The organism is Actinomycetospora cinnamomea, from assembly GCF_003096675.1.
Lineage (GTDB): Bacteria > Actinomycetota > Actinomycetes > Mycobacteriales > Pseudonocardiaceae > Actinomycetospora > Actinomycetospora cinnamomea.
This window is the reverse complement of the sequence record NZ_QEKW01000006.1, coordinates 45879-68988: the sequence shown is the minus strand read 5'-3', so window position 1 is coordinate 68988 and position 23110 is coordinate 45879. Positions and strand designations below refer to the sequence as shown.

The window sequence follows — 23110 nt, the reverse complement described above, 5'->3', positions numbered from 1 at the left end:
TTACCCGGTGGAGTGGCCCGCCGATCGGTGGTGACGGGGCGCCGACCCCGCGGACCCGCGGCCGTCAGACCGGTGCGGTGAAGCGCCGGGCGACCCGCGTGAACTCCCAGGGCGCCTGGGCGATCCCGCTGCAGCCGTCGGCCTCGTCCTCGGTGCCGGGGCACGAGCCGTTGTCCCGGGCGACGGCCCAGAACCCGACCGCCCCGTAGCCCGCCGCGCGGGCGCCGTCCACCACGGCGCGCGCGTCGGCGGGGGTGGTGGTCATGTCCATGTCGTTGCGGCCGAGCATGAACGTGATGCCGGTGCGCCGCCGCACCTCGGCGGGCTCGCTGCCCGGCCAGAGGGCCTCGAGCTGTGCGACCGCGCTGCGGGCGGCGCCCGTCATGGCGTCGGCCCAGCGACCGTCGTAGGTGTAGTTCATGACCATGAGGTTCACCCGCGCGGCCACCCCGGCGGTGGTGGCCTCGCGCACCAGCTCCCGGGCGTCCGCGGACAGGCCCTCGGCGACGCCGTCGATCTGCACCGTCAGCGTCACCCGGGTGCCACGCTCGCGCTGGAGCAGGGCGAGGGCCTCGGCGATGCGCCGCACCGACACCTCGCGGCCGCGGTCGGTCTCGACGTCGACGTCGAGATGGTCGGTGCCCACGGCGTCGAGAGCCGTCGCGTAGGCGCGGGCGAGGGAGGGCGCGTCGGGACACGCGGCCTCGAGGTAGTCACCGAGCGCGCCGCCCGACGAGACGGTCATCGTGCCGCCGCGGGCCTTCAGCGCGGCCAACCGGCCGGCGATCGCGGGGTCGCGCAGCGGCGTGGTGCCGCCCCACGTGGGCGCGCAGGAGCCGTCCGGACCCGCGAGGACGAACGCCAGCACGACGTCGGCCTGCCCGGTCGCGTCGGCCATGTCCGTGAGCACGGGCAGCGGCGGCGTGGTCAGGTCCACGTAGGGCACGACGGCGACCGAGGGCAGCGGGCCGTCGGGCGCGGTGACGCCCGGGCGCCGCGGTCCGGCGGTCTCGCCGACGCCGGTACCGCCGGCCGCCGCGACGTCGGCGACCGTCGGCGCGGGGGTGGGCGTCTCGCCGGTGACCACCGGCGCGGTGACCAGCACCGCGACCACCGTGGCCAGCAGGACGGCACGCAGGGACGGCCGGGCCGTCCTGCGGCGGACGCGGCTCAGGCCTGCGACCCGTCGTCGCCCTGGGCCGGGCCCTGCGGCTCGGTCCGGGGCTCGGCCCGGGTACCGGTCCCGTCGTCGTCGAGGGGCTCGGCGGGCTGCTCCGGCGCCACCACGGCCGCACGGGGCGTCGTCCGGGGCACGCGCGGCGTGGTCGTGCGCGGTGTGCTGCGGGTGGTGGTCGCCCGGGCGCGGGTGGTGGTCGTGGTCGGCTCCACCTCGGCCACGGCGCGGGCCTCGACGCTCGGCGGCGCGGCCACCGGCGTCGGGGCGGGCGGCGGTGCCGGCAGGAGGGTCGGCGCCGCGGTGGGGCCGACGGGGCCCGCCACCGCACCGACGGCGACCACGCCGATGTAGGAGGCGCACACGGCCGTCACGGCGAACGCCGCGGTGCGCCAGCGCCGGGCCCGTCGTCCGGTGCGATCGGCGAACACGGGCACGACCGCGTTCCCGGGCTCGCCGAGTGCCGGTGCGCCGAGGAGGTTCGTCGACTTGCGCGCAGCGATCTCGGCCGGGTCCGAGCGGCGGGCGGCGGGACGCCTGCCCGGCTCCGGGGTGGCGGTGGTGACGCCGGTGGCCGTCGGGGAGGGCTCGGGGTCCCGGTGCGTCGTCGGGGTGAGCGTCGTGCGGGTCGCGGGGACCACGGTCGCCGTCACGGGCGCAGCGGGGCGTGGGGGGAGCGGCGCGGGGCGGACCGCGGTGGGGGTCGGGCGGGCGGGCACCGGCGCCGGGCCGGCGGGGCGATCCGGCGCCGCGCTCGCGGGCACGGGCACCAGGGGGGCGCCGGGCGGCTCGGCGTGCGCGTGACGGGGGTCGGACGCACCCCGGGGCGTCGGGCGGGCGGGCACCGCGGGACGGGCCGGGGACGGGACCGCGACCGGGGACCGCCGCGCGCCGGCGGGCGCGTCGGACCGCGCGGGGTCCGCGGCGGGCGTGGTGCCGGTGGTCAGGCCGGCCCACGGGGACGGGGCGTCGCCCACGGCGGCGTCGGCCAGGACGTCGGCCAGGCGCGGCGTGCGGCGGGGCTCGGCGCCCCCGTGGTCACGCCCGGGGGAGGCGGGGGCGTCGGGCACGGCGTGGAGGCGGCGGCGTGGCGTCGGGGCGCCGGGTGCCGCGGGTGTCGGGGCGGACATGACGGCCGTGACGTGGCGCGTGTGGCGCCCACCGGCCGGGTCGGGCGTCGCGGTGGACGTCGCCGGCGCGGCATGGCGCCCGGGGTGCGGTGCCCGTCCGTGTCCCATCGTGTCCCCGATCCGTGTGCCAGCCCCCGACAGGGTGATCCGAGAGAGGGATCGTCGAGCGACATCGTGTCGTTACCGGACGGAGACCACCAGGTGCTTCCGGCGGACGGGTCCCGTGAGGTTCACGGTCGCGGGGTGGGCGAGGGCTCGGGAACGACGACGGCCCCCGATCCGCGAGGGATGGGGGCCGTCGTCCGGCGTGTCGGGGTGGCGGGATTCGAACCCACGGCCTCCTCGTCCCGAACGAGGCGCGCTACCAAGCTGCGCCACACCCCGGAGGCGATCGCGCGGAGACGACTCTACCCGTTCGCCTCCGAGCGGGCGGACGGGGGCCGCCCCTCGCGCCCGCCCGCCGCCGGTGCCGAGCGGGCGACGCCGGCGGGACGGGGCACGAGCTCGAGCAGCGTGGCCTCGGGGCGGCAGGCGAAGCGCGCCGGGGCGAACGGGGACGTGCCCAGCCCGGCGGAGACGTGCAGGCGCGTGTGTGCGCCCCACCGCGAGGCTCCCCGCGCGCGGGAGCGGTCGACGCCGCAGTTGGTGACGATCGCGCCGTACCCGGGCAGGCGCAGCTGGCCGCCGTGGGTGTGCCCGGCGAGCACGAGGTCGTAGCCGTCGGCGGCGAACGCGTCGAGCACCCGCGGCTCGGGGGAGTGGGTGAGTCCGAGGCGCAGGTCGTAGGGCTCGTCGGCGGGCCCCGCGATGCGGTCGTGGTCGTCGCGACCGATGTGCGGGTCGTCCACACCGGCTGCCGCGATCCGCACGCCGTTCACGGTCAGGGTGTGCCGGGTGTGGGTGGCGTCGAGCCACCCGCGCTCGAGGAACGCGGCGCGCAGGTCCCGCCACGGCAGCTCCGGGCCGAGCACCCGGTGCTGTGGGTTGAACAGGTAGTGCGTCGGGTTCTTCGGCCGCGGCCCGTGGTAGTCGTTGCTGCCCCAGACCACGAGACCCGGCTTGTCGAGCAGGCCACCCAGGGCGCGCAGCACCGCGGGCACGGCGCGCGGGTGGGACAGGTTGTCACCGGTGTTCACGACCAGGTCCGGCTCGAGCGCGGCGAGCCCCTCGACGAACCGCCGCTCCAGCCGCTGCCCCGGCCGCAGGTGCAGGTCCGAGAGGTGCAGGACCCGCAGGGTGCGGCCGGCGGCGGTCTCGGGGTCGAGCACCTCCAGCCGGGTGCGGCGCAGCGCGAACCAGTGGCGCTCGACGCCGAGGGCGTAGCCCAGGCCCAGCGCACCGGTGGCGGTGAGCCCGGCGCCCGCGCGCAGGACCCGGCGGCCGAGCGTCCCCGCGGGGCTCATCCGCCCGCCCCGTTCAGCGCGCCGCCGGCCAGGGGCGGCGGCCCGCTCGGCGGCGACGGCGCGGCCGGCACGGTCCCGTCCGACACCTGCAGCGTGATGACCTCGTCGGGCAGCACCGATCCGCGCGGGTTCTGGCCCACCACCGTGCCGGCGGGAGCGCGGTTGCCCACCTGGACCTCCCGTACATCGAACCCGGCGTCGCGCAGCTCCTCCGTGGCCTCGTCGACCCGCTCGCCGATCACCTCGGGCACCTGCTCGTTCGAGCCGCCCTGCAGGTACCGGGGGCTCGTCGGGGGCAGCGGGGCGACCGGGAGCGGCGCGATCAGCGGGTTCATCGCCTTGAACCAGGTGCGGGCCGGGGTGGTGCCGCCGAAGAGGTTGCCGTCACTGCAGGGGAACGGCGGGCTGCTGCCGCCGCCGTCGCAGAGCGTCCGGGGTGACGACGAGTCGTCGAAGGTGATCACGGCCCCGGAGTACTGCGTGTTGAAGCCGACGAAGGCGGCCGAGCGGTTGTTCTGGGTGGTCCCGGTCTTGCCCGACAGCGGCCGGTTCCAGCCGTTGGCCGAGGCTGCGTTGTACGCCGTGCCGCCGGGCTGGTCGTCCTTGCTCAGCCCCGTCATCAGGGTGTCGGCGAGCGCGGGGTCGACGACCTGCTCGCACGGCTGCTCGGAGAGCGGCACGGGCGCACCGGACGCGTCGGTGATCGACTCGATGGGCGTCGGGGGGCACCACATCCCGCTGGAGGCGAGGGTGGCGCCGACGTTCGCCAGCTCGAGGGTGCTGGTCGGCGTGACGCCCAGGGTGAACGAACCCTGGTTCTGCTCCCGGGCGGTGTCGGCGATCGACACCCCGTTCGGTCCGGGGTCGGCGAGCGAGCGCAGGCCGAGCTTGACCGCCATGTCCACGACCGGGGGCACGCCGGTGATCTCCATGAGCTTCACGAAGCCCGTGTTCGGCGACTGCGCCAGCGCGTCGGTCATGCTCATGAACGGAGCGACACCGGGCTCGGAGTTGCGCACCGGGAACGGACGACCGGACCCGTCCCGGTAGATCGGCGACGCGTAGCCGTCCGGCGGGATCGGCATCTGGTAGTTGATGCCGAGCCCCTCCTCCAGGGCGGCGGCCGCGGTGAAGATCTTGTAGGTCGAACCTGCGCCGAGGTTCACCGGCTCCCACGGCAGGCCGTAGCTGGTCTCCTGGGCGTCGCCGTCGACGCCGAAGACGCGGTTGGCGCCCATCGCGACCACGCGGTGCCTGTCGCGGCCCGGCTGCACCGTCGACATCACGTCGGCGACGTTGCGCTGCCGCGGGGGCACCTCGCTGGTCAGCGCCGCCTGCATCATGTTCATCGCGTTGCGGTCGAGCGTGGTGCGGATCGTGTAGCCGCCGCGGTTGAGCTGCTCGGCCGAGATGCCGGTCTCGCCCAGGTAGTCGACGACGTACTTGCAGAAGAACGCGGCGTTGCCCGCGCCGATGCAGCCGTTGGGGGGCGTGGCCAGCGGCTCGACGATGCCCAGCGGCGAGGCGGCGGCCTCCTGCGCCTGCTGCGGGGTGATCATGCCCTGGCCCAGCATCTGGTTGATGACCTCGTTGCGCCGGCCCGTCGCGGCCTGCGGGTGGCGCGTCGGGTCGAACTGCGTCGTCGACTGCACCATCCCGGCCAGCATCGCGGCCTGCGGGATCGTGAGGCGGTCCGGCGTGGTGTTGAAGTACGTGCGCGCGGCCGCGGCGACGCCGTAGGAGTTGTTGCCGAGGAAGACGATGTTGAGGTAGCGCTCCAGGATCTCGTCCTTGGCCTCCCGCTTGCTGCGCCCGGAGGCGAGCTCGCGCTCGAGCTGGAGGGCGACGCGGACCTCGCGCAGCTTGCGCGCGTAAGTGGGCTCGGTGGCGCGCAGGCGCTCGGACTCGGTCTGCGCGGTGACGTAGAGCTGGTAGTTCTTGATGTACTGCTGCGTCAGCGTCGAGGCGCCCTGCTGGGTGGAGCCGGCGGTCTGGTTGGTCACCAGCGCGCGCAGCGTGCCGGTCCAGTCGACGCCGTCGTGCTCGTAGAAGCGGCGGTCCTCGATCGCGACGATCGCGCCGCGCATCGCCGGCGACATCTGCTGCAGGGGCACCGGGGTGCGGTTCTGCTCGTAGAGGTAGGCGATCGGCGCGCCCTGGTTGTCGGTGACCGTGGTGACCGACGGGAGCTGGCCCGCCGCGAGGTCGGACGACGTGGCGTTGACCGTGTCGCTGGCGTCGTTGGACACCAGCCCGAGACCCCCGACGAACGGGAACGCCATGCCGGCGACGATCACCCCCGCGACCAGGCAGATCGCCAGGAGCTTGGTGATCGGCCGCACCGTCGCCCCGATGTTCCGCTCGCCCCTCGCCACGCCGATCAGGGTACGCGGTGGCCCGACACCGGCCGTGCGGTGAGGATCCCCGGCCCCGGGGCCGCACCGGCGCCCCGGAGATCCTCCGTTTCCGTTGTGGGAGGGAACCGAGCGCTCCTACAGTGCGTCAGACCCCGATGACGGGCAGGACGCGCCCGGGGACCGATCCGGCGCGCGCTCCGTGGCGACGCCTGCGGGGAGGCGTTCCACGGAGACGGGGCCCGCACCGGGAACAGAGGGTGGGGACACGACGTGACGAACGAGTCGGTGCCGTTCGCGGCCGGGACCTCGGTGGACTGGCGGCACTCCGCGCGGTGCCGCGACGAGGATCCGGAGGCCCTGTTCGTCCAGGGCGCCCAGCAGCGTGACGCCCGTGAGGTGTGCAAGGCCTGCCCGGTGCGCACCGAGTGCCTGGCACACGCCCTGGACAACCGCATCCGCTTCGGCGTCTGGGGCGGCATGACCGAGCGGGAGCGCCGCGCGCTGCTCAAGCGCCGGCCCGACGTCATCTCATGGGCGGCGCTGCTCGAGTCCGCGCGTCGCGCGGCCCTCGCGAGCCCCCCGGCCAACCCGGCCGCTCCGGCCCGGACGCGCCGCGCCGGGCGCCCGGGCGAGCCGGCGGCGGGGACGCAGCCGGCCCGCCGCACCGAGGGCGACCGGCGCCACGCCGGCTGAGGCCGGACCGGTCAGGACGCCAGGCGGCGCCCGATCTCGCGCAGACCGTCCAGGTCGTGCACGTCGGTGGCCATCGCGGGCACGTCGATGATCGGCACGCCGGGGTGGGCGCGGGTGAAGCGGCCCAGCACCCGGCGCTCGCGCTCGGCGGTCTCGACGCGGTCCGCGTGCAGGCGCAGCACGGCGGCCGCCATCTCGGAGCCGGGAGACGGAGCGGAGCGGAGCTCGACCCGATCGTTCTGCGAGGCCTCGAGCGTCTCGGCGCCCTCGCGCGCCCGCGCGCCCGACAGCGTCGCGTGCACCGGGTGGGTCCGGTTGAGCACGAGGCCCGCCAAGGGCATGCGCTCCGACGACAGCCGCTCGACGAAGTAGCTGGCCTCGCGCAGGGCGTCGGGCTCCGGCGAGGCGACCACGACGAACGACGTCCCGGGGGCGCGCAACAGCTGGTAGGTCTTGTCGGCCCGCTCCTGGAAGCCGCCGAACAGCGTGTCGAACGCCTGCACGAACGCCGAGGCGTCCGCGAGCAACTGACCGCCGAGGATCGTCGAGACGGCCTTGGCGAACAGGTTGAACGTCGAGCCGACGATCTTGCGCAGGCCGCGGCCGCCGGCACGGGCGGGGGCGGACAGCAGCCGGATCATGCGGCCGTCGAGGAAGGACGACAGCCGCTGCGGGGCGTCGAGGAAGTCCAGCGCCGAGCGCGACGGCGGGGTGTCGACGATGATCAGGTCCCACGCGCCGGTGGCCGTGAGCTGCCCCAGCTTCTCCATCGCCATGTACTCCTGCGTGCCGGAGAACGACGTGGAGATCGTCTGGTAGAAGGGGTTGTCGAAGATCGCCTGCGCGCGGTCGGGCGTCGTGTGCCCGGCGACCATCTCGTCGAAGGTCCGCCGCATGTCCAGCATCATCGCCTGGAGCTCGCCCTCGCCGGTGTCGCCCGCCTCGCGGCGCAGCGCGCCCGGCACCGTGCGCGGCTCGTTGTCCAGCTCCTCGAGGCCGAGGGACTGGGCCAGGCGGCGGGCCGGGTCGATGGTCAGCACGACGACGCGCCGGCCCATCTCGGCCGCACGCAGCGCCAGCGCCGCGGCGGTGGTCGTCTTGCCGACCCCGCCGGAGCCGCAGCACACGAGCACCTTGGTGGCGCGGTCGGCGAGCAGCCCGTCGAGGTCGAGGTGCCGGGGGCGGCCCCCTCGCGTGCCGGCGGCGTCGGTGCGGTCGGCGGCCATCAGCGCACCCCCTGCTCACGCAGCAGCTCGGCGAGCTCGTAGATCCCACCGAGGTCGACGCCCTCGGTGAGCTCGGGCAGGTCCAGCTGGGGCAGGCCCGCGGCGTCGAGGCGCGAGCGGACGGCGGCCTCGACCTGCACCCGCTCGGCGTGTTCCACCGTCTCGCTGACCAGGCCGTCCACCTCGTCGTCCTTGAGGAAGAGCCCCGCGGCCTCCAGCCCGGACCGCAGCTCGGCGCCGACGCCCGCGCCCGTCGCCGCCGCGGTCAGCGCCGTCGCCGGGAGCCGCGAGGGGCGGATGCGGTTGACCAGCACCGCGCCCATCGGGAGCCCGGCCTCGGCGATCTCGTCGACGGTGTCGAGGGTCTCCTGTACCGGCAGGTCCTCGAGCTGGGTGACGATGTGCACCGCCGTCTGCGGCGAGTGCAGCAGCTGCACCACGCCCTCGCTCTGCGAGTGGATCGGGCCGGTGCGTGCCAGCGAGCCCATCGCCTTGGTGACGTCGAGGAACTTCACGACGCGGCCCGTGGGCGGTGCGTCGAGCACGACCGCGTCGTACAGCGGCACGCGCCCGCGGGCGCCACGGCCGTCGCCGACGGTGCGCCCCACGCACTCCTTGACCTTGCCGGTGAGCAGGACGTCGCGCAGGCCGGGCGCGAGCGTGGTCGCGAACTCGATCGCGCCCATCCGCCGCAGGGTCCGCCCGGCCAGGCCCAGGTTGTAGAACATCTCGAGGTACTCGAGCAGGGCCGCCTCGGCGTCGACCGACAGCCCGCGGACCTCGCCGCCGTCGGGCGCGACGGCGATCCGCTGCTCGGCGTAGGGCAGCGGCGGGGTGTCGAAGACCTGGGCGATGCCCTGCCGGCCCTCCACCTCGACGAGCAGGGTCCGGCGGCCGCCGGCGGCCAGGGCGAGGGCCAGCGCGGCCGCGAGGGTCGTCTTGCCCGTGCCGCCCTTGCCGGTCACCACGTGCAGCCGGGCCTCGTCGAGGGCTGCGGGCCAGCGCTGATCGCTCACGCCGTCCAGCGTAGGCCCGCCCGCCGGGTGTCGCGGGCGGTGCGCCCGGGGTCCGGGTCACACCGGGTCACCGCGGTGTCGGACGCCTTCTCTACCCTCGCGGCCATGACTGCGGACGCCGTGAAGTGGGAGTACGCAACGGTTCCGTTGCTGACCCACGCCACCAAGCAGATCCTCGACCAGTGGGGCGAGGACGGCTGGGAGCTGGTCACCGTGCTGCCCGGGCCCACCGGGGAGCAGCACGTCGCGTACCTGAAGAAGCCGCGCGGATGAGCTCCGGCCCGCGTGAGCGGCTGCGGTCGCTGGGGCTGGAGCTGCCGGCGGTGGCGGCGCCCAAGGGTGTCTACGTGCCCGCGCGGCGCACCGGCAACCAGGTCTGGACGTCCGGTCAGCTGCCGCTCGTCGGCGGCGAGCTGCCGGCGACCGGGCTGGTCGGCGCGGAGGTCGACCCGGACGACGCCGCGGCCTACGCCCGCATCGCCGCCCTCAACGCGCTGGCGGCGATCGACGCGCTGGTGGGTCTCGAGGCGATCGCCTCGGTGGTGAAGGTCGTGGGCTACGTCGCGTCGGCGCCCGGGTTCGGCGGTCAGCCCCAGGTGATCAACGGTGCGTCGGAGTTCCTGGGCTCCGTGTTCGGTTCGTCGGGTGAACACGCCCGCTCGGCGATCGGAGTGGCGGCGCTGCCGCTGGGCGCCCCGGTCGAGGTTGAGGTCGTCGTCGACCTCACGTGAGCTGGCCGCACCCCGGTCGACCGGGGGTCGCCGGGAGCAGCAGGTGGATCGGAGCAGAGGTGGACACGAGGACCGCATCCGGTACCGAGGCCGAGCGGGCGTGCCACGACGTCCTGCTGGCGATGGCCGGCCGGCTGCCGGACCGCCAGCTCTGGCGGCTACGTGACTGGCTGTCCTGCGGCGCCCACGTGGCCCTGCGCACCGCCCTGCCGCGTGCCCTGCTGCGCCACCGTGTCGGCGTCACCGAGGACGAGCGCGCCCGTCTGCGCACGGCGGTGCTCGGGTGGGGCGGTCCGGCACGGCTGGTCGACGCCGTCCTGCACGTCGAGGCGGCGCCCGCGCCGGCCGCGGCCTTCGCCGAGCCCGGCGCGGGTCCCGGCTGGGACGACACCGACCTCGTGCTGCGGGCGCTGGCCCCGGTCACCGCGGGCGTGACGGCCGTGCGCCGGGCGTGGCGCTCCGGGTCCGCCGGGGACGCGGTGCGGGTGGTGCTCGTCGCGGCGGACGGCACGGGCGACGCGGCACTCACCGGGGCCCTGCAGCGCGCCCTGCGCGCCCGCGGCGAGGCCGACCCGTGCGTCGAGGTCCTGGGCCCGTCGGCGGTGCCCGCCCCGTACCACCGCGAGGCGCTGGCGGTCGCCGAGGTGCTGTGGCGCCGCGACGCCGGCCGGGTCCCGCCGCCCGCCCGCGCCGGCGTCGTCGCGAGCACGGGGGAGCTGGTGGGCCATGGCTGAGCGCGACATGACCGGCGAGGACCACCAGGACCGCGCCGACGGGTCCCCGCTCGCCCGACGCCGCGGCGACCATCCGCGCATCGGCCGCCTCGGTTTCGAGCGCCTGGGCGGTGACCTGGGCGGCGATCTCGGCGGCGAGCTGCGCGGTCTCGCCGGCGGCGGGGGTGACCTGGCGAACCTGCCGCCGTGGTCCGTCCGCGACGAGGCCGGACGCCCCGACCGAGACCCGGTGGCCCTCGCCGCCTGGCGGCGCGTCGCCGAGCGCCGGCGCCTGCGCGCGGCTGCGGCCGCGGATGAGGCGGCTGCCGACGAGGCGGCGGCGGAGGAGGCGGCGGCGGTGCCGGAGCCCGCCGAGCCGGTCGTCGAGGAGCCCCCCGTCGAGGAGCCCGCCGTCGAGGAGCCCGTGGCGGAGGAGCCCGCCCCCGAGGACGTCGCCGACACCGACGACGCCGACACCGACGACGCCGGCGAGGCGGTGGACGAGGTCCCCGCACCACCGGCGGTGCCCGCGGCGCGGGACGCGCACGCCGAGCCCCCCGAGCGTCCGGCCGGGCCGGCCCGGACCCGCGGGAGCGATTTCCGGCCCGGCACCCCGTCGTCCGTGCGGCCCGACGGGGGTGGGCGGCACGAGGTCCTGCTCTCGCTCGCGGGACGGATCGACGACGACGCCCTGTCCTCGGTGCGCGAGCTGGTCGCCGTCGAGGACGACGCCGCCGCCGCCGAGCTCCTGGGCGGATCGCTGCTGGCCGCCGGCGCCGGGGTGACGCCCCGCGAGCACGCCGTGCTGGGCCGGTGGTTCGCCTCGTCGCGCGTCGATCCGGAGCTGGTCGACGTCCTGCCGCGAGACCCCGAGGCCGACCGGCGCGACGAGCACCGCTTCACGGGCGACCCGCCGCCCGGCGCCGCCGCGTCCGGGGGTGCGGGCGAGGCCGTCGCCCGCGCCGCCGCGCGCCTCCCCGAGGTCCACCGCGTGCGCCAGTGCTGGCGGACCACGCCCGCCGGGGCCGCGCCCGGTCCCGTGCCGCACCGTGTCGTGCTGGTCGAGACGCACTCCGCCGACGACTGCGAGCACGTCGCCCATCACGTCGCCCACGCCGCCCGCGAGCTGGGCGCGGTGTCGGTCGAGGTCTTCGCCGCGGGCGCGGAGCTGCCCGCCTACCACCAGGCGGCGGTGCGGGCCGCCCGCCCGCTGCCCGCCGCGGCGACGCCCCGGTCGGGGGCCCCCGCGGCGACGCCCCGGTCGGGGGCCCCCGCCGGCGGCCACGCCCGGCGGGACCACGTCCCGCCGTTCGGCGTGCCCGGCCCGCCCGCCCCGTCCCGCGCCTCGGTCGAGTCGTCGGAGCCCCGCGCCGAGCCGGCCCGCCGGGAGCCCGCGGCCGAGCCGGTGCTCCCGGTCGAGCCGACGGGGCGCGCCGAGCCGGTCGGGTCGTCCGAGCCGGCCGAGGAGGAGTACCGCACGGTCGCGGCCGCCGGCCGTGACCCGCTCGAGCGGCCGGACCGGGCGGTACCCGACATCGCGGACGTCGAGGACGCTCCCGCGCCGTCGGCACCGCAGCCCGAGACCCTCGCCGCCGAGCCCGAGGGTCTCGAGCCGCCGGCGCCGCCCCCGGTCGACCTCGACCCGGAGACCACTGCCGAGCGGATCGCGGCGCTGTGGCGCACCCCGCCACCGGACGAGATCCTCTCGGACGAGCACCCGATCTCGGCGTGGACCGGGAGCCCCCTCGGTGTCTCGTTCGGCACCGACGGGCCGGCGGCACCCGGGACGGCACCGGCGGAGACCACGGACGACCGTGCGTGGGAACCTCCCGCCGCGGTCGACCCGGACGCCGCCACCGGCGACATCCCCGTCGTCGGCGGCTCCCTGGTGGGGGACCTGCCCGCGGTGGAACCGGACGCCGTGAACGGTGCCCGGCTGCGTCGCGCCCGGCACAGCCGCAGCGAGACCGGCGAGTTCGAGGCACCGCTCGACGCCCCGGCGCCCACCCACACCAACGGCCACCACCACGGGCCCGAGCACGGCGACGGGAAGGGCCACGGGCGAGGCCACGGGCCCGGCGACGCCGCCACCGGGCCGGTGCACCGGCCGCGGCCGTCACCGTCACCGCCGGCCCCGGAGCCGCCCGCGCCGGCCGCACCTTCGTCGGCGCCCCCGTCCGGTCCGGACTCGGTGGACTCGCAGCTCTCCGAGCGCGAGCGCGAGCTGCTCGCCCGCCTGCACGAGGAGCTGGCCTCCCGGGAGCGGCTGGAGGCGGGCGCGCCGGACCCGCTGACGGGCCGGCCCTCGCCGGGCCAGCACGCCCCGCCCGGGTCGGAGGACACCACCGCGCCCCGCCCGCGGCCCACCGGGCCGCCGCACCCCGGACCCCGGCCGTCCGGGCCGCCGCCGGTGGGCGGCAGCAACGGCCACAACCTGCCCCGCCGCGGGGATCACGACGGCGAGGACGGCACGCCCCGCGACGCCTAGGGTGCGGCGGGTGACCACCGACCTCGTCGACCTGCCCCCGCGGTTCGGGATGGACCGGCCCGCCTTCGACCGCCTCGGGAGCCGTCCCCCGGGCGAGCTGCGGCGGGCCGCGTCGGTGCTGCTCGTCCGCGACGCGGCGGGCGGGGGCGTCGAGGTGTTCGTGCTCGAGCGGGCCGCGGAGATGGCGTTCGCGGCCGGCATGACGGTCTTCCCCGGCGGCGGGGTGGACGCAGCCGACCGCGAGGCGCTGGCGCGCGGCCTCGTCGACGAGGCCGCCGCGGGCGAGGCCGCGCAGAGCTGGGCGACGACACCGGGGACCGCCGCGGCGTTGCTGGCGTGCGCGGTCCGCGAGACCTACGAGGAGACCGGCGTCCTGCTCGCCGACGGCACCCCTGGTCCCGGCGTCCGCGAGCGCCTGGTGGCCCGCGAGGTCGGGCTGGGCGACGTCGTGGCGCGCGTCGACGCCGACCGGCTGCGCCCGTGGGCGCGCTGGATCACCCCCGAGGCGATGCCGCGCCGCTACGACACCGCGTTCTTCGTGGCCGCCGTGCCCCCGGGCCAGGAGCCGGACGGGGCGACCACCGAGGCGGTCGGTGCCCGGTGGTGCGCGCCCGCGCAGGCCCTGCGCGAGTGGGAGGACGGCACGCGGGCGCTGATGCCGCCCACGTGGGCGGTGCTGGGCGAGCTCGCCCGGCTCTCCGGCGGCTCCGTCGCGGAGCTGCTCGACGCCGCCGCCGCCCGCCGCCCGGAGCCCGTCACGCCGCGCTTCCGTCCCGCCGGCGAGCGGGTCGGGTTCGTCGTGCCCCCGCAGGCGCTCGGAGCGGGACGGTGAGCGGGCGCGCCGTGCCGGGCGGGGAGGCGCCGGAGCATCCCGCCTACGGCGAGCTGCGAGCGGTCACGGAGTCCGCGTCGGTGGTCCTCGCCGAGAACCCGTCGCCGATGACCCTCGACGGCACCAACACCTGGATCCTGCGGGCGCCGGGCCAGGCGGGCTGCGTCGTCGTCGACCCCGGACCCGAGGACCCGGCGCACCTCGACCGGCTGGCCGCCCTGGGCCCCGTCGAGCTCGTGCTGTTGACCCACCGCCACCTCGACCACACCGAGGCCGCCCGGACGTTCGCCGAGCGGGTCGCCGCGCCGGTCCGTGCGTTGGACCCGACGCTCGTGCTCGGCGCCGAGGGCCTCGGTCCGGGCGAGCGGCTGGCCGTCGCGGGCCTCGACCTGCGGGTGCTGGTGACACCGGGCCACACCGACGACTCGCTGTCACTGGTCGTCGACGGGGACGGGAGCGTGCTCACCGGCGACACGGTCCTGGGGCGCGGTACCACCGTGCTCGGCGACTATGAGGGCGCCCTGACCGACTACCTGGACTCGTTGCGCCGTCTCGCGGAGCTCCCGCCCGGGACGACGCTGCTGCCCGGGCACGGGCCCGACCTCCCCGACGCCGGGGAGACGGCACGGGACTACCTGCGCCACCGTGAGCAGCGGCTCGACCAGGTGCGGGCGGCGCTGCGCGACCTCGGCCCGGCGCCGACGCCGCGCCAGGTCGTCGAGATCGTCTACGCGGACGTGGACGAGACGCTGTGGCCGGCGGCCGACCAGTCGGTCGCCGCCCAGCTCGCCCACCTGCGGCGGACGGGGACCGAGCGGGCCTGAGCAGAACTAGCGGGCCCGGCGGGCCAGGCGGTCGGGCTCGAGGATGAGCACGCTCTTGCCCTCGAGGCGCAGCCAGCCGCGGGCGGCGAAGTCGGCCAGGGCCTTGTTGACCGTCTCGCGCGAGGCGCCGACGAGCTGGGCGATCTCCTCCTGCGTCAGGTCGTGGGTGACGCGCAGGAGGCCCGCCTCCTGGGACCCGAAGCGCTGCGCGAGCTGCAGCAGCGCCTTGGCGACGCGACCGGGCACGTCGGTGAAGATGAGGTCGGCGAGCAGGTTGTTGGTGCGGCGCAGCCGGCGGGCCACGACGCGCAGCAGCTGCTCGGCGATCTCGGGCCGCTGCGCGATCCACTCACGGAGCGCGTTGCGGTCCATCGTGTAGGCGCGCACGTCGGTGACCGTGGTGGCCGTCGACGTGCGGGGGCCCGGATCGAAGATCGAGAGCTCGCCGAACATGTCGGACGGACCGAAGATCGACAGGAGGTTCTCGCGACCGTCCGGAGATCGCCGACCGATCTTCACCTTGCCCGTCGAGACGATGTAGAGCCGGTCGCCGGGCTCGCCCTCGTTGAAGATGACCGTGCCGCGCGGGAACTCCACACGCTCGAGGGACTCCGTGAGCACCTCGATCGCGGCCGGGTCCACCCCCTGGAAGATTCCGGCCCGCGCCAGTACCTCGTCCACAGTCCGCTCCTCGCCGACTCTCGCTCGACCGCGCGCGGTCACGGGCCGTCGCCCCGCGTCCGCACCTGTGTGTCACCAGTCACGTGCGCCGCAGCATAGTCACGTCCATTCCCGTGATCACGCCACGGCGAACCCACCGACTCACCGCATCGGGGCCGATCCACCGTTCTCGTGGCCGCAGTTCGCCCGTTCGGACCATGATAGCGCGCGAGATCCGGCGACGTCGCTGCCGTGCGTGAGCGTCAGGTCCGTTCCCGGGTGCGGCGCGTCCCGAGACCGCCGCGCTTGCCCAGGTTGCGGAGGCGGAACATCTGCAGCGCGCCGCCGATTCCCTGCCGGAACAGCGCCTTGACCTCGTCGGGTCGGGCGCGCTCGAGGAAGTCCTCGACCTCGTCCTCACGCACGGTGCCCGAGCGCAGGCGGGTCTCCAACCGTTCCATCCCGAGCGCGAACACCATCACCAGCAGAGGGATGAGGACGGCGAGCCAGGCGGTCATGGTGCGGGCATCGTCGCGCACCGGCCCGTGGCCTCCGCCATCGGGGTCGCCCCGGCGTGTCGCCCGGAGGATCCGTCGTGCCGGGCCCGCCCGGGCCGTGTCGGCGCGCGTCCTACCCTGGGTGGGTGAGCAGGGCAGCACGCGTCGTCGGTGAGGAGAGCCGCCTGGCCCTCGTGCGGCGGGCGCGGCGGATGCATCGCGACCTCGCCATCGCCCACCCCGACGCGCACTGCGAGCTGGACTTCACCTCGCCGTTCGAGCTGCTCGTGGCCACCGTGCTCTCCGCGCAGACCACCGACGTCACCGTCAACCGCGTCACGCCGGCGCTGTTCGCGCGCTACCCGGACGCGGCCGCGTTCGCCGGCGCCGACCGCACCGAGCTCGAGGAGATCCTCAAGCCCACGGGCTTCTTCCGGGCGAAGGCCGAGTCGGTGACCAAGCTCGGGGCCGCGCTCGTGGAGCGGTTCGACGGCGTCGTGCCCGGTCGCCTCGACGACCTCGTCACGCTGCCCGGCGTCGGGCGCAAGACCGCCAACGTGGTGCTCGGCAACGCCTTCGACGTCCCGGGCATCACCGTCGACACCCACTTCGGGCGCCTGGCCCGCCGTTTCGCGTGGACCGCGTCCGAGGACGCGGTGCAGGTGGAGAAGGAGGTGGGCGAGCTCATCCCGCGCAAGGACTGGACGATGCTGTCCCACCGGATGATCTTCCATGGCCGCCGGGTGTGCCACGCCAAGAAGCCGGCGTGCGGGGCCTGCTCGCTGCGCCGCGACTGCCCGTCGGCGGGGGTCGGCGAGACCGACCCGGTCAAGGCGGCCAAGCTCGTCAAGGGCCCCGACGCCGCGCACCTGCTCGCCCTCGTCGGTCTCGAGCCGTGACGCGTGCGGAGGTCAAGGCCACGCTCGTGGTGGTGGTGCTGGCCGTGGTCGGGGTGATCGCCCTGTGGCCGCGCGACCCCGCACCCGCCCCGGCCGCCGCCGACCCGTCCTCGGTGTTCCAGCCGGCGCCGGTGTCCGGTCCCGACGACCCCGCGGCGCTGGCCGACGCGCGGGAGTCCGCGGACCTCGCCCCCTGCCCGGCGCCCCTCCCCGGCGCCGCGCCGGTGCCCGCGCTCGCGGGGCTGACGCTGGAGTGCCTGGGCGCGCCGGGCACGGTCGACCTCGGCGCCGCGCTCGCCGGGCGGGACACGCTGGTCAACCTCTGGGCGTCGTGGTGCGCGCCGTGCCGCGAGGAGATCCCGGCGCTGGAGGCCTACTCCGCCCAGCCGGGGTCGGTCGCGGTGCTGGGTGTCGACGCCGCCGACCGCGCGACCTCCGCGCTCGCGCTGATGGAGAGCCTCGGCGCGCGCTACCCGTCGGTCAGCGACCCGGCCCAGGTCGTCGGGCCGCGGGTGGGCGCGCCGCCGATCCTGCCGGCGAGCGTGCTCGTGCGCGCCGACGGCACGGTCGTCGACATCCCCCCGCAGGTGCTGCGCACGCCCGAGCAGGTGCGCGCGGCGGTGGACGCGGCCCGGGGCGCGGCCGGATGAGCCCGCCCGATCAGCCCGAGCGCCTCTCCTGTCGCCCGGACGCCGCCCCCGACTGGCTCGCGCCGCTGGTCGCCGCGTGCCGGCGCCTCGGACCCGACGACGTCCCGTTCCGCCGGCGCCTGGCGGACCCGGCGGGCAACGGCCGGCGGGCCGCCGTGCTGATGCTCTTCGCCGACGAGGGGGACGGCCCGGAGCTGCTGCTCACCGAACGCGCCGCGGAGATGCGCTCCCACGCCGGCCAGGCGGCGTTCCCCGGCGGATCCGTCGACCCCGAGGACGCCGGCCCGGTGGCCGCCGCGCTGCGCGAGGCGCGCGAGGAGACCGGGCTCGACCCCGACGGCGTCGTGCCCCTGTGGACGCTGCCGCCGCTGACCATCCCCGTGACCGGCTTCGCCGTGACGCCGGTGCTCGCCCACTGGGCGCGGCCCGCCCCCGTGGCCGTCGTCGACCCGGGCGAGGTCGCGGCGGTCGTGCGTGTGCCCGTCGCGACGCTGGCCGACCCCGCGGCCCGGTTCCGTGTCACGGGGCCCTCCGGCTACACGGGTCCCGCGTTCGCCGCAGGAGGACTGCTCGTCTGGGGCTTCACGGCGGGTCTGGTGGACTGGATGCTCACCCTGGGCGGGTGGGCGAGACCCTGGGACGGTTCCGACGTGCGTGACCTCGACGAGGTGTGGGCGCAGCGGCACGACCTGAGTTCTGCCAGCACGGCGCACGCGCCGGGACGGCCCGACGCGGCCGCCGAAGGAGGTCCGGTCCGGTGAGCTGGGTCGACGTCGTCGTCGTGTTGCTCGCGGTCGCCGCGGGCATCTCGGGCTGGCGCCACGGGCTCGCGGTGGCCGCGCTGAGCTTCCTCGGGGTGCTCGGCGGGGCGCTGCTCGGCCTGAAGATCGCGCCGGCGCTGGTGGAGGGGTTCGAGGGCACCACCTCGCGGATCGTCGTCAGCGTCCTCATCGTCGTCGCCCTCGTGGCGCTGGGCGAGACGCTCGGGGTCTACCTGGGCCGCGCGCTGCGCGACCGGATGCGCCTGCCCGCCGTGCGCACGGTCGACTCGGCGTTCGGGTCGGTGCTGCAGGCGCTGACCGCGCTGATCGTCGCCTGGCTGATCGCCCTGCCGCTGGCCGGGTCGTCGCAGACGGCGCTGGCCTCGTCGCTGCGCGAGTCCCGGGTGCTCGCCGGGGTCGACGCGGTGATGCCCGACCCGCTGCGCGCGCTGCCCTCGGAGCTGCGGGCGCTGTTCGACGCCTCGGGCTTCCCGGACGTGCTCAGCCCCTTCTCCTCGACGCCGATCGCCGAGGTGCCCCCGCCGGAGCAGGCGCTGGTCGAGGACCCGGTGGTGCAGGAGGCCCGCGCGAGCGTGCTCAAGGTCCGCGGGCGGGCGCCGTCGTGCCAGCGGGCGCTGGAGGGCACCGGCTTCGTCGTCGGCGACGACCGCGTCATGACCAACGCGCACGTCGTCGCGGGCACCGACGAGGTCTCGGTGGAGGTGCCGACCTCCGACGGCGACAGCCGCACCCGCGCGGCGCGCGTCGTCTACTACGACGACGAGGTCGACGTCGCCGTGCTCGCGGTGCCCGGCCTCGACGCGGAACCGCTCGAGTTCGACTTCGCGGGCGCGGAGACCGGCGACAACGCGGTGGCGCTCGGCTACCCGCTGGACGGGCCGTTCGCGTCCTCCCCGGCGAAGGTGCGCCAGCGCATCCAGCTGCGCGGCCCGAACATCTACGAGAGCGCGACCGTCACCCGCGACGTCTACACGATCCGCGGGCAGGTGCGGTCGGGGAACTCCGGCGGCCCGCTGGTCGACCCCGAGGGCCGCGTCATCGGCGTGGTCTTCGGCGCGGCCGTCGACCAGGGCGACACGGGCTTCGTCCTCACGGCCGACCAGGTCCGCCCGGCCCTCGAGGCCTCGCCCAACGCCACCGGCCGCGTCAGCACCGGCTCCTGCGCCGCCTGACCCGCGCACGGGGTTCGCCCCGCGGTGCGGCGTTGTGTGTGTGGGTGGGCGTGGGTGGGTCGGCGGGTGGGTGGGTGGCACACGGGGTGTGCCAGCAATGCGGCTTTGCTGGCGCTCAACGCCAGGATCGCCACATACTCGTCGGCGCGACACGCCGGGCGCGCATCACGCGTCGAGGAAGTCCAGCAGTGCGTCGGTGACGTGCTGCGGCGCCTCCTGGTGCGGGAAGTGCCCGACGCCGGGGAGCGTCCGGTGCACGTGGCCCGCGCCGCACCACCGCGCCGAGGCCCGAGCAACGCGCTCGGGGATCCAGGGGTCGTCGGCGCCGTGGACCTGCAGCACGGGCACGGTCACCGGCTTGTCGACGGCCGCGGCGTAGCGCGCCCCGTCGGGGCGGAACTGCGAGCGCACGCTCCAGCGGAAGCCCTCGATCGCGGTGTGGGACACACGCGGCGCGAGCATCGCGGCGCGGTGCCGGTCGGCGACCTCGGCGAACTCCGGCGCCGCCGCCCAGCCCGTGCCCGCTCCGCGGCGCAGGAACTCCACGACCCAGGCGGCGTCGTCGCGGCGCACCCGTCGCTCGGGCAGGCGGGGGAGCTGGGCCGCGGCGAGGATGCGTGACGCGCGCGACCAGGGCCGCCGGCGGACCGCCGCCCGCAGGGCCAGCGGGTGCGGCGCGGCGAGCACGGCCAGGCGGGCGACGACCCCGGGACGCAGCGCCGCCAGCGTCCACGCCACGGCGCCGCCCCAGCCCGCGCCCACGACCGTCGCCTCGCGTGCCCCGAGCGAGCGCACGAGACCGGCGGCGTCGCCGGCGAGGGTCCACAGGTCGTAGCCGCGGGGCGGGCGATCCGAGTCGCCGTAGCCCCGCAGGTCGGCGGCGGCGACCCGGTACCCGGCGGCGGCCAGGCCCGGCAGTTGATGGCGCCAGGCCCACCAGAAGCCGGGGAAACCGTGCAGCAGCAGCACGAGCGGCGCGTCGTCCGGTCCGGCCGTCGCGACGTGCACCTGCACCCCGTTGGCGGAGACCGTGCGGTGGGTCCAGGGGCCGGGGAGCGCGAGCCCCGGGCCCGGGGCGCCGGTGCTCAGGCGGCGTTGCCGCGCGAGTCGGAGCCCCCGCGGCGCAGGACCTCGACCGACTCCTTCGCCGACTCGATCGTGCGCTCGGGCGCCCGGATTTTGCGGACCTTGAGGTAGCCGAGGAACCCGGCGAGGCCCGCGGCGCCGAGCATCAGCCCGAAGGTGACCAAGTAGCCCGCCCACTGCTGGCTCGGCCAGATGAGGTTGAACGCCTCGGCCACGGCGATGAAGAGGAAGAACAGGCTGAACACGGCGATCGCGCCCGCGACGACGAAGAAGACGCTGCCCTGCAGGCCCTTCTTCACCTCGGCGGTGATCTCGGTCTTGGCCAGCTCGACCTCGGCCCGGACCAGCGTCGATACGTGGGTCGTGACCTCCTTGACCAGCGACCCGACGGAGGCGTCGCCGTTCTGGCGCACCGGCTCGGCGTTGAGGGGGATCGACGGCACGACCGGCGGGGCGGACGAGCCGCTGGCGGGCTGCTCGGGGCGGGTCACGGGCCCTCCTGGCGGGGGTCGGTTCGCTCGGGGCGGTGGTGCGAGCGGGTGCTGAGGTCGGTCATCGTGCCACGTCACCGGCGGTGGGCCGCGGCTGCGGCGCCCGTCGTGTGATCACGGCCGTCGAGGTCTTCCCCGTGCCCGCGTGCGGTACTCCGCCGGTTCCCCCGACGGGGTCTACTCCTCACGCGGCGCCCGGCGCAGGGCCTTGACCGCGCCCTGCCGGCGCTTCGCCTCGAGACGACGTCGCCGCGCGGCGCGGGACGGCGCCGTGGCGCGCCGCGCGGGAGGGTCGGGAGCCAGCGCGTCGCGCAGCACCGCCGCCAGCCGCTGCCGGGCGGAGCGACGGTTGCGGCGCTGGGACCGGTCGTCGGCCGCGACGACGGTGAGGACACCGTCGTGCAGGCGACCGGACAGCCGGGCCAGCAGCCGGTCGCGGTCCTGCTCGCGCAGGGGCGCGTGGCGCAGGTCGACCGAGAGCTCGACGCGCGAGTCGGTGGTGTTCACGCCCTGCCCGCCCGGGCCGCCGGCGCGGGAGAAGCGCCAGCGCAGGTCCGCCGCCGACAGCACGACGTCGCGGGTGACCACGAGGTCACCCGCGACGTCGTCACCGGCGGGCTGCACGCCCGCAGGGTGCCCCGTCAGCTGCGCGGGCCCACCGGGAGCACGGTGCGGCCCCACGTGGCGTTGGTGACCACGGCGGCGGAGGCGTACCAGGCGACGAAGGCGGTCACGAGGCCGACGATCCCGCCGATCGTGGCGATGGCGTCGACGCCGGTGAGGTCACCGATGGTGAGCAGCGCGAAGGTCAGGAACAGCGTGGCGAACACGGCGACCAGGGCGCCGGTCGTGCGCAGCGAGGCCACGAGCATGTAGAGCGTGAACAGGGTCCAGCCGACGAGGAAGATTCCGGTCGCCGTGGTGATCGACGACTCCGGCACGCCGCTGGCCGCCAGCTCCGGCTCGATGATCTGCACGTAGGCGGCGAAGGCGATCCAGAACGCCCCGTAGGACCCGAACGCGGTGGCACCGAAGGTGTTGGCCTTGCGGAACTCCCACATGCCCGCGAGCAGCTGCACGATGCCGCCGTAGAACAGGGCCAGCGGCAGGACGATCGGTTCCAGGGCCTCGGGGGCGATGCCGGCGTTGAAGAGGCTGAGCACGAACGTCGTCAGCGCGAACGCGGCCAGCCCGAGCGGACCGGGGTCCGCGATGCTGCTGGTGGGGTCGGGGGCGGGCGTGGGTGCCGTCTGGGTCGTGCGTTCCTCGCGAATGTCCGTCGTGCTCGACATGGTCGCTCCTCTCCGGGCGTGCCGCGGTCGTGTGGCTCCGGTCACGCGGGTCTGCCCGGTGGTCGCTTCCTCACATGCACCTCATCTCGTCGTGACCGGTCAAGGTCCGTGCTGTCGCCCCGGACGAGGTGGTGGGAGGCGTGACGCCGGCCGCGACCGGGCAACTGGAACGATTGGCCTCCGTGGCCGACCCGCTGGAGCCCCTGACCCGCCTGCCCGGCGTCGCCGCCGACGCGGACGCCGTGCGCGAGGCGCTGACGCGCGTGCACAACCACCGCGCGAACCGTCGAGGCTGGCCCAGCACCGCCGCCGAGGCCTCCGTGCGCGCCGCGAGGGCGTCCGCCAGCCTCGACGGCGGGTCGGCGGAGCTGCCCGCCGAGGGACCCGTCACCGACCCCGTGCTCGCCGGGTCGCTGCGGGTGGCCGAGGCGCTGGGCGGGCTGCTCGCCGCGTGGCGCTCGGCGCCGCGGCAGGCGCTGGCGCGGCTGCACGTGCTCGCCGCCGCCGACCTGCCCGGGATCACCGACGACGACCTCGGCCGCCCCCGCCGCGACCCCGGTGTCGGCGAGCGCCTCGACGCCCTCGCCGGGCTGGTCACGGGCGGCACCGGCGTCCCCGCGCCCGTGCTCGTCGCCGTCGTCCACGGCGAGCTGCTGGCCCTCGCGCCGTTCCCGGCGGCCACGGGAGTGGTGGCGCGGGCCGCGGCACGCCTCACCGCCGTGGGCACCGGTCTCGACCCCAAGGGGCTCGCCGTGCCCGAGGTCGGGCACTACCGCGCGGCCGGCGAGTACGGCGAGGCGGCCGCCGCCTTCGCCACCGGCGACCCCGAGGGCCTCGCTCGGTGGTTCGCGCACTGCGCCCAGGCGTGGCAGGTCGGGGCCCGCGAGGGCCTGGGCATCGCAGACGCCGCGGGCGGCTGACGGGACGCCGCCGCTGCGGCGTCCGGCCCTGTCCCCGCGTCAGCGCGACGCGGCTCCGTCCCCATCCCCGGCGT

At 76.5% G+C, this 23110-nt stretch carries 23 protein-coding genes, 1 tRNA gene and 1 pseudogene; 12 read left to right on the top strand and 13 right to left on the bottom strand.

The features are described from left to right. Positions 1 to 64 precede the first annotated feature (64 nt). The 5 genes from C8D89_RS13300 to C8D89_RS13280 all read right to left on the bottom strand — a co-directional run bounded on the left by C8D89_RS13300 (position 65) and on the right by C8D89_RS13280 (position 6082). Positions 65 to 1105, bottom strand: coding sequence for a glycoside hydrolase family 18 protein (locus tag C8D89_RS13300; RefSeq protein ID WP_133251905.1), 1041 nt, complete (start codon positions 1103 to 1105; stop codon positions 65 to 67). 65 nt (positions 1106 to 1170) lie between these two features. Further along, a complete protein-coding gene (locus tag C8D89_RS13295) occupies positions 1171 to 2244 on the bottom strand; it encodes a hypothetical protein (protein WP_133251904.1) in 1074 nt (357 codons plus the stop codon). Between the two features lie 370 nt (positions 2245 to 2614). Further along, positions 2615 to 2688: transfer RNA gene (locus C8D89_RS13290), tRNA-Pro, on the bottom strand. Positions 2689 to 2711: 23 nt separating this feature from the next. Continuing rightward, entirely contained in the window at positions 2712 to 3707 is a 996-nt protein-coding gene (locus C8D89_RS13285) for a metallophosphoesterase (RefSeq protein WP_116708609.1), read from the bottom strand. Next, the gene (locus C8D89_RS13280; RefSeq protein WP_243418078.1) at positions 3704 to 6082 is read right to left on the bottom strand and encodes a transglycosylase domain-containing protein; all 2379 of its coding nucleotides are present in this window, start codon (positions 6080 to 6082) and stop codon (positions 3704 to 3706) included. Before C8D89_RS13280 ends, C8D89_RS13285 begins: the two co-directional genes overlap by 4 nt. Positions 6083 to 6373: 291 nt before the next feature. Between C8D89_RS13280 and C8D89_RS31110 the strand changes: the two are divergent. Beyond that, a pseudogene (locus C8D89_RS31110) lies at positions 6374 to 6625 on the top strand (WhiB family transcriptional regulator); the annotation flags it as partial. A 143-nt stretch (positions 6626 to 6768) separates the two neighbouring features. Here the strand turns inward: C8D89_RS31110 and bagB are convergent. Together bagB and bagA are read right to left on the bottom strand one after the other, a co-directional pair. Beyond that, entirely contained in the window at positions 6769 to 7983 is a 1215-nt protein-coding gene (gene bagB / locus C8D89_RS13270) for an ATPase BagB (protein ID WP_116708608.1), read from the bottom strand. Beyond that, positions 7983 to 8999, bottom strand: coding sequence for an ATPase BagA (gene bagA / locus C8D89_RS13265; RefSeq protein WP_116708607.1), 1017 nt, complete (start codon positions 8997 to 8999; stop codon positions 7983 to 7985). The genes bagB and bagA overlap by 1 nt, the downstream gene beginning before the upstream one ends. A gap of 105 nt (positions 9000 to 9104) precedes the next feature. On the opposite strand from bagA, the gene sp36 reads away from it, so the two are divergent. From sp36 to C8D89_RS13235, 6 genes are read left to right on the top strand one after another with little or no spacing between them, the layout of a single operon-like run. Then, positions 9105 to 9272, top strand: a complete 168-nt coding sequence (gene sp36 / locus C8D89_RS13260; protein ID WP_116708824.1) for a Sp36 family protein — start codon at positions 9105 to 9107, stop codon at positions 9270 to 9272. Then, the gene (locus C8D89_RS13255) at positions 9269 to 9730 is read left to right on the top strand and encodes a RidA family protein (RefSeq protein WP_116708606.1); all 462 of its coding nucleotides are present in this window, start codon (positions 9269 to 9271) and stop codon (positions 9728 to 9730) included. Before sp36 ends, C8D89_RS13255 begins: the two co-directional genes overlap by 4 nt. Positions 9731 to 9789: 59 nt before the next feature. Further along, complete coding sequence (locus tag C8D89_RS13250) at positions 9790 to 10464, top strand: hypothetical protein (RefSeq protein ID WP_116708605.1); 675 nt, start codon at positions 9790 to 9792, stop codon at positions 10462 to 10464. Next, positions 10457 to 12931: a hypothetical protein gene (locus tag C8D89_RS13245; RefSeq protein ID WP_133251903.1), complete on the top strand. Its 2475-nt coding sequence runs from the start codon at positions 10457 to 10459 to the stop codon at positions 12929 to 12931. The genes C8D89_RS13250 and C8D89_RS13245 overlap by 8 nt, the downstream gene beginning before the upstream one ends. Positions 12932 to 12941: 10 nt before the next feature. Continuing rightward, positions 12942 to 13763 (top strand): NUDIX hydrolase, encoded by an 822-nt coding sequence (locus tag C8D89_RS13240; RefSeq protein ID WP_243418077.1) that lies wholly within the window; start codon positions 12942 to 12944, stop codon positions 13761 to 13763. After that, on the top strand, positions 13760 to 14587 hold the full coding sequence (locus C8D89_RS13235) for an MBL fold metallo-hydrolase (RefSeq protein ID WP_243418076.1): 828 nt from the start codon (positions 13760 to 13762) through the stop codon (positions 14585 to 14587). The genes C8D89_RS13240 and C8D89_RS13235 overlap by 4 nt, the downstream gene beginning before the upstream one ends. 6 nt (positions 14588 to 14593) lie before the next feature. Here C8D89_RS13235 and C8D89_RS13230 read toward each other — a convergent pair whose 3' ends face one another. Beyond that, complete coding sequence (locus C8D89_RS13230; RefSeq protein ID WP_116708603.1) at positions 14594 to 15268, bottom strand: Crp/Fnr family transcriptional regulator; 675 nt, start codon at positions 15266 to 15268, stop codon at positions 14594 to 14596. A 242-nt stretch (positions 15269 to 15510) separates the two neighbouring features. Continuing rightward, positions 15511 to 15765: a hypothetical protein gene (locus C8D89_RS13225; protein WP_116708602.1), complete on the bottom strand. Its 255-nt coding sequence runs from the start codon at positions 15763 to 15765 to the stop codon at positions 15511 to 15513. 191 nt (positions 15766 to 15956) lie between these two features. Here C8D89_RS13225 and nth point away from each other — a divergent pair, with 191 nt between their 5' ends. The 4 genes from nth to C8D89_RS13205 are packed head-to-tail and all read left to right on the top strand — an operon-like array spanning position 15957 to position 19247. Then, complete coding sequence (gene nth, locus C8D89_RS13220) at positions 15957 to 16643, top strand: endonuclease III (protein ID WP_207787222.1); 687 nt, start codon at positions 15957 to 15959, stop codon at positions 16641 to 16643. Then, entirely contained in the window at positions 16640 to 17293 is a 654-nt protein-coding gene (locus C8D89_RS13215; RefSeq protein ID WP_116708600.1) for a TlpA family protein disulfide reductase, read from the top strand. Before nth ends, C8D89_RS13215 begins: the two co-directional genes overlap by 4 nt. Continuing rightward, positions 17290 to 18054, top strand: a complete 765-nt coding sequence (locus tag C8D89_RS13210; protein ID WP_116708599.1) for an NUDIX hydrolase — start codon at positions 17290 to 17292, stop codon at positions 18052 to 18054. The genes C8D89_RS13215 and C8D89_RS13210 overlap by 4 nt, the downstream gene beginning before the upstream one ends. Continuing rightward, positions 18051 to 19247, top strand: coding sequence for a MarP family serine protease (locus C8D89_RS13205; RefSeq protein ID WP_116708598.1), 1197 nt, complete (start codon positions 18051 to 18053; stop codon positions 19245 to 19247). The genes C8D89_RS13210 and C8D89_RS13205 overlap by 4 nt, the downstream gene beginning before the upstream one ends. Before the next feature lie 165 nt (positions 19248 to 19412). Here C8D89_RS13205 and C8D89_RS13200 read toward each other — a convergent pair whose 3' ends face one another. The 4 genes from C8D89_RS13200 to C8D89_RS13185 all read right to left on the bottom strand — a co-directional run bounded on the left by C8D89_RS13200 (position 19413) and on the right by C8D89_RS13185 (position 22116). After that, complete coding sequence (locus tag C8D89_RS13200) at positions 19413 to 20261, bottom strand: alpha/beta fold hydrolase (RefSeq protein ID WP_243418075.1); 849 nt, start codon at positions 20259 to 20261, stop codon at positions 19413 to 19415. A 71-nt stretch (positions 20262 to 20332) separates the two neighbouring features. After that, positions 20333 to 20824, bottom strand: coding sequence for a phage holin family protein (locus tag C8D89_RS13195; protein ID WP_116708597.1), 492 nt, complete (start codon positions 20822 to 20824; stop codon positions 20333 to 20335). A gap of 177 nt (positions 20825 to 21001) precedes the next feature. Then, a complete protein-coding gene (arfB, locus tag C8D89_RS13190) occupies positions 21002 to 21448 on the bottom strand; it encodes an alternative ribosome rescue aminoacyl-tRNA hydrolase ArfB (protein WP_116708596.1) in 447 nt (148 codons plus the stop codon). Between the two features lie 17 nt (positions 21449 to 21465). Next, positions 21466 to 22116: an acetate uptake transporter gene (locus tag C8D89_RS13185; RefSeq protein WP_116708595.1), complete on the bottom strand. Its 651-nt coding sequence runs from the start codon at positions 22114 to 22116 to the stop codon at positions 21466 to 21468. A gap of 182 nt (positions 22117 to 22298) precedes the next feature. Between C8D89_RS13185 and C8D89_RS13180 the strand changes: the two genes are divergently transcribed. Further along, positions 22299 to 23036: an oxidoreductase gene (locus C8D89_RS13180; RefSeq protein WP_116708594.1), complete on the top strand. Its 738-nt coding sequence runs from the start codon at positions 22299 to 22301 to the stop codon at positions 23034 to 23036. The last annotated feature ends 74 nt before the right edge of the window (positions 23037 to 23110 follow it).

What these genes read in the sequence shown, in the direction of transcription:
- nth (WP_207787222.1), top strand. Translation starts at nt 15,957, where the DNA reads ATGCATCGCGACCTCGCCATCGCCCACCCCGACGCGCACTGCGAGCTG.
- C8D89_RS13285 (WP_116708609.1), bottom strand. Translation starts at nt 3,707, where the DNA reads ATGAGCCCCGCGGGGACGCTCGGCCGCCGGGTCCTGCGCGCGGGCGCC.
- C8D89_RS13185 (WP_116708595.1), bottom strand. Translation starts at nt 22,116, where the DNA reads ATGTCGAGCACGACGGACATTCGCGAGGAACGCACGACCCAGACGGCA.
- C8D89_RS13245 (WP_133251903.1), top strand. Translation starts at nt 10,457, where the DNA reads ATGGCTGAGCGCGACATGACCGGCGAGGACCACCAGGACCGCGCCGAC.
- C8D89_RS13225 (WP_116708602.1), bottom strand. Translation starts at nt 15,765, where the DNA reads ATGACCGCCTGGCTCGCCGTCCTCATCCCTCTGCTGGTGATGGTGTTC.
- bagB (WP_116708608.1), bottom strand. Translation starts at nt 7,983, where the DNA reads ATGGCCGCCGACCGCACCGACGCCGCCGGCACGCGAGGGGGCCGCCCC.
- sp36 (WP_116708824.1), top strand. Translation starts at nt 9,105, where the DNA reads ATGACTGCGGACGCCGTGAAGTGGGAGTACGCAACGGTTCCGTTGCTG.
- C8D89_RS13210 (WP_116708599.1), top strand. Translation starts at nt 17,290, where the DNA reads ATGAGCCCGCCCGATCAGCCCGAGCGCCTCTCCTGTCGCCCGGACGCC.
- C8D89_RS13255 (WP_116708606.1), top strand. Translation starts at nt 9,269, where the DNA reads ATGAGCTCCGGCCCGCGTGAGCGGCTGCGGTCGCTGGGGCTGGAGCTG.